Origin of the sequence: Mycobacterium sp. M26 (assembly GCF_001494595.1) — a bacterium.
In the GTDB taxonomy this organism is placed as follows: domain Bacteria; phylum Actinomycetota; class Actinomycetes; order Mycobacteriales; family Mycobacteriaceae; genus Mycobacterium.
In genome coordinates this window covers 3102731-3115599 of the sequence record NZ_LN929908.1, presented here as the reverse complement: position 1 = coordinate 3115599, position 12869 = coordinate 3102731, and the positions used below count along the sequence as shown (strand labels likewise).

The following is a 12869-nucleotide window of genomic DNA, read 5'->3' as shown; positions in this document are numbered from 1 at the left end:
CGGACTCAGATAAGCAACTGCCGTCATTCTGGCATACCCACCCCCCGCGGGCTCAGCCGATCCGGCCGTAACGCGCCAGCGCTTCGACGCGCTCGGCGGCATGGTCGACGATCGGCTCCGGGTAGTCCGTGGGCCTGCCGCCCTTGAGTTTGTGGACGTCGGCGACGTCAGCAAGTTCGGGCACCCAGCGGCGCACATAGTCGCCGCCCGGGTCGAACTTCTCGCCCTGCGCGGTCGGGTTGAACACCCGGAAGTAGGGCGCGGCATCCGTGCCTGATCCGGCGCACCACTGCCACCCGTGCTGATTGTTGGCGATATCGCCGTCGACGAGCTGCTCCATGAACCACCGAGCACCCCACTGCCAGGGCAGGTGCAGGTCTTTGACCAGGAAGGAGGCGACGATCATCCGTACCCGGTTGTGCATGAATCCGGTCTCGAGCAGCTGGCGCATCCCGGCGTCGACGATGGGGTACCCGGTGCGCCCCTGCTTCCAGGCCTCGAAGGCCTTCTCCGCAGCGGCGTCGGTGTCGACCTCGATGGCGTCGTAGTTGCGGTTCCAGTTCCACCAGGCGCTGTCCGGCCACTCGGCCAGTACGGCGGCGTAGAAGTCACGGAATGCCAGCTCGCGCAGGTAGGCCGCGGCACCGGTGTTCCGGACGTCGAGGTCGGCGACCATCGTGCGGGGATGAATCGTGCCGAACTTCAGGTGCCCCGACATCCGGCTGGTGCCCGGCTTGTCGGGCCGGTTGCGGTCCTCGGCGTAGTCGGCCAGCCCGGCGTCGACGAACTCCGCCCACCGGCTCAGTGCGGCGGCCTCGCCGCCCTCGATGTCCATCGTGGCGCCCGGATCGGGGGCCTCGACCCGGGCGACGCCGGTGAGCGCGGCGGGGTCGATCCAGGTGCCCGCCTGCGCCGACTGGGCCGGGCCGCGCCAGCCGACCTCGCGCCAGCGGGCCAGGAACGGGGTGAAGACCTTGTAGGGGGTGCCGTCGTCCTTGGTCACCCGGCCGGGTGAGACCAGATAGGGCGAGCCGGTGGCCTGCAGTGTTCTGCCGTCCGCGGCCAGCGCGTCGGCGACGGCCTTGTCGCGCCGGATGCCGAACGGGCTGAAGTCGGCGGAGATGTGAACCGTGGCCGCGTCGATCTGGGCAGCCAGTGCCGGGATCTGTTCTTCTGGTCTGCCCCGGACGATCAGCAACCGGCCGTCGAGCGCATCGGCCAGGGCGCGCAGCGAGTCGCCGAGGAACTGCAGTCGGCGTGGACCCGAGGACTGTTCGAGCCGGGGATCGAGCACGAAGACTCCGAGCACCTCGGCGCCGTCGGCGGCGGCCTCCAGCAGGGGCGGCAGGTCGTGCAGGCGAAGATCGCGGCGAAACCACAGCAGTGTGGACGGCATGGCATCCATGCTGCCTTGTCGCTCCACCGGGTGCCGGTCGGGGTTGCCTGCCAGAATGCAGCCATGAGCCCTATGGACGGTGCGGCCGGCTACCCGCGCGACATGGTGGGTTACGGTCCGACCCCGCCGCATCCGCAGTGGCCGGGGCAGGCCAACATCGCCGTGCAGTTCGTGCTCAACTACGAAGAGGGTGCCGAGAACAACGTCCTGCACGGCGACGCCGCATCCGAGACGTTCCTCTCCGAAATCGTTGGCGCCCAGGCCTTTCCGAACCGACACATGAGCATGGAGTCGCTCTACGAATACGGCTCGCGCGCCGGGTTGTGGCGCCTGCTGCGGGTTTTCGACCGTCGCGGCCTGCCGCTGACCGTGTTCGGGGTGGCATTGGCGCTAGCCCGCAACCCGGAGGCGGTGGCGGCGTTCACCGCGCGTGGCGACGAGATCGCCTGCCACGGATTGCGCTGGATCAGCTACCAGCTCGTCGACGAGGACACCGAACGCGAGCACATGGCCCGGGCAGTCAGCCTCTTCGCCGAACTGACCGGCGCCCCACCCTTGGGTTGGTACACCGGGCGGGACTCGCCGCAGACCCGGCGGTTGGTCGTCGAACATGGCGGCTTTCTGTACGACTCCGATTCCTACGCCGACGACCTGCCGTACTGGGCGCGGGTGGACGGCACTAACCATTTGGTGGTGCCGTACACGTTGGACACCAACGACATGCGGTTCGCCACCCCCGGCGGATTCGGGTCCGGTGATCAGTTCTTCGCGCATCTGCGCGACGCCTTCGACGTGCTCTACGCCGAGGGGGCTGCCGGGTCACCCAAGATGCTGTCGGTCGGTCTGCACTGCCGGCTGGCCGGACGGCCCGGCCGCACGGCGGCCCTCGAGCGGTTTCTCGACCACGTCCAATCGCACGACAAGGTGTGGATCACCCGTCGCGTCGACATCGCGCGGCACTGGATCGAACGATTCCCGCCCTCATTCGCATAGCGGACAACGGATTCGCCTCACGGCCCCCGGTGTGATTCGCATCACATATTAACTATCTTGCCGGTAAATATCGGTATGACATTTTGCTGCTAGAGCAACATTTTCGACAACAACAAAATCGCAACAGCGCGGCGTTACATGAATTGCGAAATTGTGAACAAGCAGACATGGCGGTCGCCTGGGGTTGTGGGTCCCGCCCAGCCAAGTTTGAATACTCACACGGGTCGGGAAACCTAACCGCGCCAATGGAGTCCACGGTGCCACTGGGCACGGACTTGCGCATTGGGGGCGGCCGACCTTGGGAGGGACGATATCGGCTCGTACCCGGTGGCGATCGCCCACGACTACCTGACTCAGCGCGGTGGTGCCGAGAAAGTTGTGCTGGCAATTAGCCGTGCTTTCCCCGAAGCCCCGATTTATACGTTGCTATTCGATCCTGATGGCACCTATCCGGAGTTCGCCGACCGCGACATCCGGGTCTCACCGCTCAACCGCGTCGGCCCCCTGCGCCGTCATCACCGGGCCGCGTTGCCGGTGCTCCCGTTCGCCGCGCAGGCGATGACGGTCGATGCCGACCTGGTGATCACGAGCTCGAGCGGGTGGGCACACGGTTTTCGCTCCGCGGGTGAGAAGCTCGTCTACTGCTACTCGCCGGCGCGCTGGCTCTACGCCGGCGACATGTATCTGGGGGAGGGCGCCGGGCTGGTGAAGAGGGCCGCCCTGAGCACCCTCGGTCCGTACCTGAAGCGGTGGGACAAGCGGGCGGCGTTGTCCTGCCAGCGATACGTGGCCATCTCCTCGGTGACCCGCGGACGCATCCGCGATGCGTACGGCATCGACGCTCCGGTGCTGCCCGCGCCCGTCGGGATGACCGGTCGGGAGCAGGCGTCGCCGATCAGCGCGGTGGTGGATTGGCTGGGCCGATCCGATGACGCGTTCTATCTGTGCATTTCGCGACTACTGCCCTACAAGAACGTCGACCAGGTGGTGCGGGCGTTCGGTGAGCTCGATCGTCCCCTGGTCGTCGTCGGCCGGGGACCGGAAGCCGAGCGGATCCGTGGACTGGCACCGCCCAACGTGCTGATGCTCGAAGGGCTTTCGGACAGCGAGATGGTCTGGCTGTACCAGAACTGCCGCGCTGTGGTCGCCGCCAGTTTCGAGGACTACGGGTTGACCCCGATCGAGGCCGGGGTCTGGGGCCGGCCCAGTGTGGTCCTGCGCTGGGGCGGGTTCGTCGACACCGTGATCGACGGTGTCACCGGAGTGTTCTTCGACCGGCCGGAGGCACCCGATATCGCGCGTGCGGTCCGGCGGCTGGAGTCCTCGCGTTTCGACGAGGACACGATCCGCGGCGCAATGGAGCGCTTCAGCGAAGCCCGGTTCATCGCCGGGCTGCGTTCCGAAATACGAGCAACGATAGGGGTGGCGGCATGAGACTCATACCAGGAACCAACGAGCCGAAGAAGTCGGCGCTGATCACCGGCGTCACCGGACAGGATGGGCTGTACCTCTCGGAGCTGTTGCTGGCCAAGGGATACACCGTCTACGGGCTGATCCGCGGCCAGAACAATCCCAAAGAGGCGATGCTGCGCGAGACCGTGCCCGGGGTGCAGGTCATCACCGGCGACCTGCTCGACATGTCGAGTCTGATGCGGGCGTTGACCATCGCCGAACCCGACGAGGTCTACAACCTCGGCGCGGTGTCCTTCGTGGCGTACTCCTGGCGTAACGCCCGCCTGACCACCGATGTCACCGGCGGCGGGGTACTCAACATCCTGGAGGCCATTCGGCTCTACCAGGACATCGCGGGCCGGAAGGTCCGGTTCTACCAGGCGTCGAGCTCGGAGATGTTCGGCAAGGTCCAGCAGGTTCCGCAGACCGAGTCGACGCTGTTGTGGCCGCGCTCGCCGTACGGGGTGGCCAAGGTGTACGGCCACTACATGACGGTCAACTACCGCGAGTCCTACGATATGCACGCCAGCTCGGGCATCCTGTTCAACCACGAGTCACCGCGGCGCGGAGTGGAATTCGTCACCCGCAAGGTGACGCGGGCAGTCGCCCGGATCGCACTGGGCGGCCAGTCCCACGTCACCCTGGGCAACCTCGATGCCCGGCGGGACTGGGGTTTTGCCGGCGACTACGTCGAGGCGATGTACCGGATGCTGCAGCAGGATGTGGCCGACGACTACGTGATTTGCACCGGCCGCACGCATTCCATCCGCGACATGCTCGACATCGCGTTCGCCACCGTGGGCATCGACGACTGGGAACCCTATGTCCAGCTGGACAAGTCGCTGATCCGGCCTGCCGAGGTGGACCTGTTGGTCGGTGATGCCACCAAGGCCCAGAACGTCCTGGGCTGGCAGCCCAGCGTAGGCTTCCGCGAACTCATCGAAATGATGGTGTACTGCGATCTCGACAGCGAGTCGCGCGCCATGCGCGCGGCCGCGTTGTAGCGGTCGCCGATGGCATTCCCACGCCACCCGCGCGGCACCGCTCTGATCACCGGAGTCACCGGACAGGACGGCCAGTACCTCGCCCCGTTGTTGAACACCTTCGGCTTCACGGTGCACGGGACGGTCCGGCCCGGCTCACCGCCCGGCCGAACCCGACCCGGTTCGCCCGTGGTCGAGCACCGCGTGGACCTGGAGAACAGTCACGCGGTGCTGAGGTTGATCAAAACCGTTGACCCGCAGTATGTGTTCCACTTGGCGGGAGTGACGTCGGTGGCCGCTTCCTGGAGCGATCCGGTGGCCACGCTGAACTTCAACGCCACCTCGACGACCGCACTTTTGGACGCGTGCCTGCGCGTGCAGGATGAGCAGGGCAGTCCGATCGTCGTGGTGAACGCCTCCAGTGCGGAAATCTTCTCCGGTGCCGAGGAATCACCTCAGTCCGAAACCACCCCGATCGAGCCCACCTCGCCGTACGGCGCGTCGAAGGCGGCGGGCCACATGATGTGTTCGATCTACCGGTCCCGCGGGCTGGCGGCAGCCAATGCCATCCTGTACAACCACGAATCGCCGCTTCGGCCGCACCATTTCGTGTCCCGCAAGATCACTACGGCCGTGGCCCGGATTGCTTGCGGCCTGCAGGATTCGGTCACGCTGGGTGATCTCGAGACCCGACGGGACTGGGGGTGGGCACCGGACTACGTCGACGCCCTGTGCCGCATCGCCCTTCGCGGTGCCGGGGACGACTTCGTGATCGCCACCGGCACCTCGCACTCGATCGGCGACTTCGTCGCCGCCGCCTTCGCCGAAGCCGGTATCGACGACTGGGAGGCGTTCGTGGAGACCGACGCCACCTTGCGACGGCCGGCCGATCCGGTGGAGATGGTCGGCGACTCCACCCATGCCCAGCGCACGTTGGGCTGGCAACCGTCGGTGGACTTCACCGACATCGTGGCCGCGATGGTGCGCCACGACCTCGACGAGATCGCAACCCCACAACATGCCGTAGGAGGAGAGCTATGACCAGCGAGCCCCTGGTGACCGACGACGACACCCCGCCGCGGTTGCACCCGGTGAAACCGCCACCGATGCAGGACATCTCCTTCGCCCGCAAGCTGTACAACCGGATCGGCCTGCTGGGTTTCAACCTGTTCTTCACCTACTTCCCGTCTCACCATGTGCGGCAGGCCTACCTGCGGCTGTTCGGCGCCACGATCGGCAAGGACTCCTCGATCTTCCGCGGCACCACCATCCTCGACATCGGTAACCTGACGATCGGCGAGGCCTGCTCGATCGGGTTTCGCTGCATGCTCGACGCGCGCGGAGGAATCACGATCGGCGACAACGTGGTTCTGGCCTCCGATGTCCACATCATCGGCGGGTACCACGATCACAACGACCCGTCCTTCGCGCCGATCCTGGAGCCCTGTGTCATCGAGGACTACGTCTGGGTGGCCAGCAGGTCCACGATCCTTTCGGGTGTGACCTTGGGCCGCGGCGCGGTGGTGGGCGGGTGCTCGATGGTGCGCGGTGACGTCGGCCCGCTGGAGGTGGTGGCGGGGGTGCCCGCCAAGGTGCTGAGCACCCGCAACCCGGATGCGCTGCAGTACCGCCCCAAGTACCGGCCGCTGTTCTACTAGATGACCGGCTCGCTGGCCGACACACGGCTCATCTACCTCGGTCCTCGGGACGGGGCCGGCGGCGTCGGGGACTATGCCCAGCAGTTCCTCGACGCCGTGCGCCCGCTGTTCGGGACGGTCGTCGAGTACCGCCACGGCGGACCCGGCGAGGACGGCGTGGCCGACCTGCGGCGGCATCGTCAGGCGGTCACTGCGCTGATCGAAAAGCCCTATCCCGGTCCGACATTGGTGCACGCCGAACTCAGCGGCGGTGCGGTGACACCATTCTGGTCGATTGCCGGGCGCCGCGACGTGGCGGTGAGCGCCACCGTGCATGACCCGCCCCATCTGATCTGGTGGCCCTGGCGGACCCGGTTCATGGCCAACCACCGGCTGATCAACCACGGTGTGCATGTTCCGCTGCAGGCCGTGTCGCGCCGCGTGGAGCGATCGGTGGCCGCCGGGCTGCACCTGTTCGCCTTGACCGACAGCGGAGCCAAGGCGCTGACGGCCGCCTACCCGCAGGCCCGGGTGACACGGGTGCCGCACATCGCACCGGTGCGCCGTGCGGTGACGCCGGCCCCGCAGCGGCCGCTCGCGGTGGGATTCTTCGGATTGGTCTACCGCGGCAAGGGGTTTGAGCTCATCGGCCGAATCCGCGAGCTGCTGAGTGACGACGTCGCGATCCGCGTCGCCGGGCGCGGTACCGAACAGTTGACGCCCACCCCGGGTATCGACATCGTCGGCGGCGTCGAAGGCGCCGAGGAGGACGCGTTCTTTGAGTCGGTCCGTGCCGTCGTCGTGCCCTATGGGCGGCGGACGTTCTACGGCCCGGCCTATCCGTCCTCGGCGGTCGTGACACACGCCATCGGTTACGGCACGCCGGTGATCTGTAGTGACCATGGCGCGCTGGTGGACCTCGACCAGCGGCACGGCGCCGTCGTCGTCCGGGTACCGAGTACCGACACCACCGGCGGGGTCGAGCAGTTCTGCTGGGCCATCGACTATCTCGTCAAGGACTCCGACCGGCTCCATGAGCTTGGCTCCAACGCCATCCTCGAACGTGACCGGCGATCTCCGCAGCGGGTGGCCGAAGCCTACGCCGAGCACTGGTCTGGTCTGGTGCGCGCCCGATGAACGAGGTGTCCGCCCCGGCGCCGCCCGCGGCCAGCAGAATCGGCAAGACGGTGGTGGCCGCGGTGTGGATGTACGGCGGCCGCGGTGTCGGTCTGCTGTGGACCCTGGCGGTGATCAGCCGGCTGGGTATCGCCGATTATGGCCTCTACGCCATGGGATTCGCCCTGGCCGCCATCGTCTGCGCCCCGCTGGACAATCCGTTCAACGTGCGCGCGCTGCGCGAGTCCGAGGAGCGCTTCCTGCGGGAGCGCACCACCCGCGTCGGGCTCGGCCTGCTGCTGATGGCCGCGGGTGTCGCGGTGCTCGATGTGCACTACATCGCGTGGTTCGGACTGGTGGTCGGCGGGGGAGAGCTGATCTTCAACGCCTACAAGAGCCGGGACCTGCGCGACGGACACCCGGATCGGGTCATGCGGCTGGACACCATCCGGCAGGTCAGCAGCATTGCCCTGGCCACCGGATACCTGTTCGCCGTCGGGCATCCGACCCTGCTGGCGGCCAGCCTGCTGTACTGCGTGCCCTACCTGGTGATCGCGGTCCTGGCGGTGTTCACCGTCCGCGGTCACCGGCCCGGCGTGCCCGGGCCGCCACGACTGGTGGCGGCGTTGGTGATCGAGCATCTCGGCAATGCCCTCTACATCCAGGGCGATGTGCTGCTGCTGGGTTTTCTCACCGACTCCCGGGTGGCCGGCCTGTACTCGGTGGCATCCGTGATGGCCTGGGCGGTCGCGGCGTTGGGTCAGTCGTATGTGGCGACGTATCACGAGCCGCTGCGCGAGTCCGGCGGTGACCTGGCGAGTGGGCCTTCGGTGAAGGCCATCCTCACCGTGTCGGCGGTGGCCGCCCTGCTGATCTCGGTGGTCGGTATCGGGCTGCTGCTGTCACCCGCCCCGCGTGAGCTCGGGGTCGCGATGGTGCTGATGTCGGTGTTCTGCGGCATGCGGGCGGCGAACTACGTCTACACCGCCGTCCTCTACATGCAGCACCGGGATCTGCTGCGCGCCTGGGCGGCAGCCGGATTGGTGCCGGTGAAGCTGGCCGGTGTCGCGCTGCTGGCGCCGCTGGGTGCGGTGGGTGCGGCGATCGCCTCGGTCGTGACTGACGCGGTCCTGCTCGGGGTGTATCTGAAGATCCTGTATCGAAGGGGTGGTTGATGACGAGGGTGACCTTCCTGCTGTCGAAGGATCCCGAGACCGAACACGGCGGTGACCTCACACTGTCGCGGCTGGTGATGTCACTGGTCGCGGAATCGTGCTACGTCGACAGCATCTGCCTGTCGACGCACGTGGCTACGGGGTCGGTGCCGATGCCTGCCGGCGTTCCGCTGGTGAAGGTGGCCAAGCCGCCGGTGCGACGGGTGAGCATGGCGCTCGGGTCGGCCCGCACCCGGCGCAGCCTCGTGCACGTCCGATTCGACAGCCCTGCACTGGTCTCGGCCATCGAGAACAGCGATGCCGACGTCTTCTTCGCCGAACACAGCTACATGGCCGAATCATTCTTGCGCTCTGCGCATTCCGGCCACCGGGGCCTGGTTGTCAACACCGTGAACTCCGAGTCTGAGGTATGGCAGGCGACGCGTGGACGGCTGGGGCGATGGGAGACGCCCCGATTGCTGCGTGACGAACTGCGGGTGGCCCGGGCCGCCGACGCCGTCGGGACCTACGACGCGCAGGAAGCGGCGATGTATCGGCAATCCGGGGTGCCATCAGCCCGCTGGATCGAACTCACGCTGCCGCCCGCCCCGCAACTGGATCTCGGCAGCACGGGGCCGCGGCTGGCGTTCATCGGCACTCGCGACTGGCCGCCGAACCAGGAAGCCTTCCTCGAGTCACTGCGCCTGTGGCCACGTATCGCCGACGGTATCCCCGGCGCGGAACTGGTGATCATCGGCGCACGCAAGCCGGGCGCGGTCGACCCGCCCTACCCGCCGGGTGTCCGTGATGTCGGCTTCGTTGACGATCTTCCCGGTCTGCTGGCGACCTGCCGCGCGTTGATCGCGCCGGTGCGGACCGGTGGCGGGGTCCGGGTGAAGGTGCTCGACGCCGCGCGGGCCGGTCTGCCGATCGTCGGGAGCTCGACGGCGGTGGGATCGCTCAAAGACCATCTCCGACTGCCGGTCTACGACACCGACGACGAGTTCGTGCAGGCGTGCCGGCGCTACCTGCTGGATCGCGCCGCCGCGCAGTCTGACGGGGCCGCCCTCTACGAGGTCAACGCCGTGCACTGGGAGCAGCGGCGTCCGCACCGGGCGCTCGCCGACTTGGTGACGGTCGCCCGGCAGGCTAGGACCGGGTCACCACCGCGCCGGCCGCGGGTGTCCAGGTGATCCGGCCGTTCTGGAAATCGACCGCGACACCGCCGCCGGCCAGCGGAACCTCGTCGGTGATCGCCAGTCCCAGTGCCGATGTCCACGCCGACGCGATCCCGCTGCCGACGGCATGAGCTCCCGTTGCCGCGGAGTAGAAGATTCGCACACCGGTGTCGAAATCCTGGTAGCCATTGGCGAAGGCGGCCGTGGGAGCGACGCCGAGGGGTCGCGCCTTGAGTGCCACCGGATTGGGGGAGGACAGATATCCCACCGACGTCTCGAAAACCGTTGCGTTGGCGCGTACCTGAGCCCAGGTCGCCGACGTCGCCTTGAACACCGGGCTGAGCACGGCGCCGTAAGCCGCGTTCGTGACCGCACTGAATCGCTGGTACTCAGCAGTTTTCGGGATTCCGTTCGCGATCTGCCACTGCAGTACCTGCTGGGCGATCTTCGGCGCCCAGTCGGACCGGAAGACGCCGAAGGTGTCCTCCGGGTCGGAACTCCCGGTCGCTTTGTCGCGGGTGGTGTAGATCATCAGCGGCCCGGTGTAGGGCATCTCCTGCCATTTGGTCACGATGTCGTTGATCATCGTGCTCTGGGTGTTCTCGTCGACCGCCGCGGTGGGCTCACCGTACTCGGTGGCCCAGATCTTCTTGGTCGAGTCGCCGTTGGCGACCATCACCGTTCGCATGTCCATCAATTGCTGTACAGGCGAATTGGCGATATCCACCCCCGAGGAGAAAGGCAGGCTGTATTGATACGGATGGAATGACACGGCATCGAAGTAGCCCTTGGCCCCGGCCGCGTACATCTGGGTGAGGAATGACGCCGGATCGGTGGTCGTCGCCGAGGTGATGTCGGCCCCGAGGGCGCCGGCGACCACCAGAAGTGACGATGACACCGACTTGATCGCGGGATAGGCCGCCTTCAGCAGCGCGGTGTATCCGGCGGGATCAGGTCCCGGCGAGTAGAACAGCGACGAGTTCGGCTCGTTCCAGATCTCGTACGCCGAGACCTTGCCCGAGTACCGGGCGGCGGCCTTCTTGGCGAACGCCCCGAAATCGGCTGCCGAGGACGGCTTGCCGATCATTGCGGCCGTGCCAGCGGCTCTGGCCCAGTCCGGTGTGAACGCGATGATGCCGAGGACCGACATCGACCGCGCCACAGCGGCATTGACGACGGTATCGACCTGAGACCAGTTCAGCGTGCCTTTGGTCTGTTCGACGATCGACCACGGGATCACGGTGCGCACGGTCTTGGCACCGGTGGCCACCATGAGGTCCAGGGTGCGACCGATATCAGTGGCCGTCATCGACAGGAACTCGCCGGGTTGGGAGAACCCGATCGTGGTGGGTGCGGGATTGATCACGGCCGCTTCGGCGACGGCGTCGTGGCGGTCGGTTCGGCCCGGCCACAGCACGAGCGCGGCGCCGATGGCCGCGGCAATCAGCACCGCGGTACCCAGTGTTCCGAGCTTGCTGATACGCAAGCCCCTGATCGGTGTCATGGGACTCCCTGCCCTAGTGTGCTGCCGCGGCCACCACGAGGGGCGGCGCCGATGGTTGTTGGCGTGGATCGTCTTTCGTGAGGAACACCAGGAGCACCGAGAACATCATCGTCACCGACGGGATCGTGACGACCGGGAAGTCGAGCTGCAGCGCGACCACGGTGAACCCGATGACGATGCCGGCCAGCGCAGCCTGTGGCGTGTCGCCACGGCGCAGGGTCCGATAGGCGATGATCATGGCGATCAATAGGACGACCAGGAAGATCAGACCGGTGATGATCCCACCGCGATACACCGTGAGCAGCGGCGCATTGGCGACGTAGTTCACCTCGAAGCTCTTGCCGGGATCCTTGAATTCCGGCCTGCCCCAGCCCAGTCCGAACAGCCAGTGGCCGTGCATCACCGAGGTGAAGTTGTCCAGTGCGTCGGCCCGCGCCGAGGAGCCGGCGTCACCGCTGCCGAAGGACGAGAACACTCGCCGCCGGACCTGCGGGGTGGCTGCCGCCGCAAGAACCGCAGCGGCCAGTGCCGCGAAGATGGTTCGCCGCTGCCTGCCGCTCAAGGCGTGGAACAGCACGAGGATGATCAGGCCGCCCAGGATGCTGAACAAGGCTGCGCGACTGAGGGTCAGCGCCACCGACACCACGAAGAGTGTGGCCAATGCCACACGATGCCAGCCGGTGAAGACCACCAGTGCGACGGCCAGTGCCACCAGCAGCCCGATCCCGGCGGTGTTCGGATCGATGTATGTTCCGGCCAGGCGCACCGTGTTTCCGCTGTCGCTGTAGACGAATCGGGTGCTGTTGGACTCGCGGCCGTACCCGATGAAGGACAGATAGCTGATCAAACGACCGTTGGGATCAGCCACGACAATGAGAATGGCGAACAGCGCCGCCACAGCAGAGGCGATGACATAGATGCGGCCGAAGCGGTTCAGATCGGCTGCGGAAAGCCGCAATAGGGCGATCACGAGCAGGGTCGAAACCGTCCATTTCCCGAATTCTGCGATATCCGTGGGTGACTCGAAGGTGGCCGCCACCGATACCGCTGATGCGACGACCAAGAGGATCAGGCCAATCTCCAAGGGCGCCAACGCGTTGTTGTCGTTGCGATGTAGCAACGAAGCTAAGAGAACCGCGATGCCAAGGCCGAACGTGAGCGGTGCGTGCACCCCCGGGAAGTAGCCGAAGGGCAGCGCCGCCAACGCAACGGCCAGTAACCAGTAGAGCCACAGGGGATGTCGGATACCGATGTAGGTGCCCACCACCGCGGCGCTGAGGCCGAGGAGGATGGCCACCGGCAGCGCCCCGCCGATCAGTGCGGCTCCGGACAGCAAACAACAGAGGGCGACGATGACGAGGTCGGAAGTTATTGTCCGGAGCGTAATTTTGTTGCGCTGCACAGGAATATGCTTACATCTCTTCGGCGTGATGCAACAGGGCGAGCACACTTTTGT

The 12869-nt window shown here is 66.7% G+C and carries 11 protein-coding genes; 8 read left to right on the top strand and 3 right to left on the bottom strand.

What is annotated here, in order from left to right; genetic code table 11:
- Positions 1–52: 52 nt before the first annotated feature.
- Positions 53–1396: a cryptochrome/photolyase family protein gene (locus tag BN3385_RS24200; protein ID WP_059022380.1), complete on the bottom strand. Its 1344-nt coding sequence runs from the start codon at positions 1394–1396 to the stop codon at positions 53–55.
- Positions 1397–1468: 72 nt separating this feature from the next.
- Here BN3385_RS24200 and puuE point away from each other — a divergent pair, with 72 nt between their 5' ends.
- The 8 genes from puuE to BN3385_RS24160 all read left to right on the top strand — a co-directional run bounded on the left by puuE (position 1469) and on the right by BN3385_RS24160 (position 9924).
- Positions 1469–2389, top strand: coding sequence for an allantoinase PuuE (puuE, locus tag BN3385_RS24195; protein ID WP_059020700.1), 921 nt, complete (start codon positions 1469–1471; stop codon positions 2387–2389).
- Between the two features lie 327 nt (positions 2390–2716).
- On the top strand, positions 2717–3823 hold the full coding sequence (locus BN3385_RS24190; protein WP_231748807.1) for a glycosyltransferase: 1107 nt from the start codon (positions 2717–2719) through the stop codon (positions 3821–3823).
- Positions 3820–4845, top strand: coding sequence for a GDP-mannose 4,6-dehydratase (locus BN3385_RS24185; RefSeq protein ID WP_059020698.1), 1026 nt, complete (start codon positions 3820–3822; stop codon positions 4843–4845). Before BN3385_RS24190 ends, BN3385_RS24185 begins: the two co-directional genes overlap by 4 nt.
- 9 nt (positions 4846–4854) lie before the next feature.
- Positions 4855–5865 (top strand): GDP-mannose 4,6-dehydratase, encoded by a 1011-nt coding sequence (locus BN3385_RS24180; protein ID WP_059020696.1) that lies wholly within the window; start codon positions 4855–4857, stop codon positions 5863–5865.
- Positions 5862–6482, top strand: coding sequence for an acyltransferase (locus tag BN3385_RS24175; protein ID WP_059020693.1), 621 nt, complete (start codon positions 5862–5864; stop codon positions 6480–6482). Before BN3385_RS24180 ends, BN3385_RS24175 begins: the two co-directional genes overlap by 4 nt.
- On the top strand, positions 6483–7598 hold the full coding sequence (locus tag BN3385_RS24170; protein ID WP_059020691.1) for a glycosyltransferase family protein: 1116 nt from the start codon (positions 6483–6485) through the stop codon (positions 7596–7598).
- Positions 7595–8752: a lipopolysaccharide biosynthesis protein gene (locus BN3385_RS24165; RefSeq protein WP_059020690.1), complete on the top strand. Its 1158-nt coding sequence runs from the start codon at positions 7595–7597 to the stop codon at positions 8750–8752. The genes BN3385_RS24170 and BN3385_RS24165 overlap by 4 nt, the downstream gene beginning before the upstream one ends.
- Positions 8752–9924 (top strand): glycosyltransferase, encoded by a 1173-nt coding sequence (locus BN3385_RS24160; protein ID WP_059020688.1) that lies wholly within the window; start codon positions 8752–8754, stop codon positions 9922–9924. The genes BN3385_RS24165 and BN3385_RS24160 overlap by 1 nt, the downstream gene beginning before the upstream one ends.
- On the opposite strand, the gene BN3385_RS24155 is transcribed toward BN3385_RS24160, so the two are convergent.
- Positions 9881–11413, bottom strand: coding sequence for a hypothetical protein (locus BN3385_RS24155; protein WP_059020686.1), 1533 nt, complete (start codon positions 11411–11413; stop codon positions 9881–9883). The genes BN3385_RS24160 and BN3385_RS24155 overlap by 44 nt on opposite strands.
- A 13-nt stretch (positions 11414–11426) precedes the next feature.
- Positions 11427–12749, bottom strand: coding sequence for an O-antigen ligase family protein (locus BN3385_RS24150; protein WP_059020683.1), 1323 nt, complete (start codon positions 12747–12749; stop codon positions 11427–11429).
- Between the last annotated feature and the right edge of the window lie 120 nt (positions 12750–12869).

Excerpts from the sequence above, each read along its gene's own strand:
- BN3385_RS24200 (WP_059022380.1), bottom strand. The coding sequence starts at position 1,396 with ATGCCGTCCACACTGCTGTGGTTTCGCCGCGATCTTCGCCTGCACGAC.
- puuE (WP_059020700.1), top strand. The coding sequence starts at position 1,469 with ATGGACGGTGCGGCCGGCTACCCGCGCGACATGGTGGGTTACGGTCCG.
- BN3385_RS24185 (WP_059020698.1), top strand. The coding sequence starts at position 3,820 with ATGAGACTCATACCAGGAACCAACGAGCCGAAGAAGTCGGCGCTGATC.
- BN3385_RS24180 (WP_059020696.1), top strand. The coding sequence starts at position 4,855 with ATGGCATTCCCACGCCACCCGCGCGGCACCGCTCTGATCACCGGAGTC.
- BN3385_RS24175 (WP_059020693.1), top strand. The coding sequence starts at position 5,862 with ATGACCAGCGAGCCCCTGGTGACCGACGACGACACCCCGCCGCGGTTG.
- BN3385_RS24170 (WP_059020691.1), top strand. The coding sequence starts at position 6,483 with ATGACCGGCTCGCTGGCCGACACACGGCTCATCTACCTCGGTCCTCGG.
- BN3385_RS24165 (WP_059020690.1), top strand. The coding sequence starts at position 7,595 with ATGAACGAGGTGTCCGCCCCGGCGCCGCCCGCGGCCAGCAGAATCGGC.
- BN3385_RS24160 (WP_059020688.1), top strand. The coding sequence starts at position 8,752 with ATGACGAGGGTGACCTTCCTGCTGTCGAAGGATCCCGAGACCGAACAC.
- BN3385_RS24155 (WP_059020686.1), bottom strand. The coding sequence starts at position 11,413 with ATGACACCGATCAGGGGCTTGCGTATCAGCAAGCTCGGAACACTGGGT.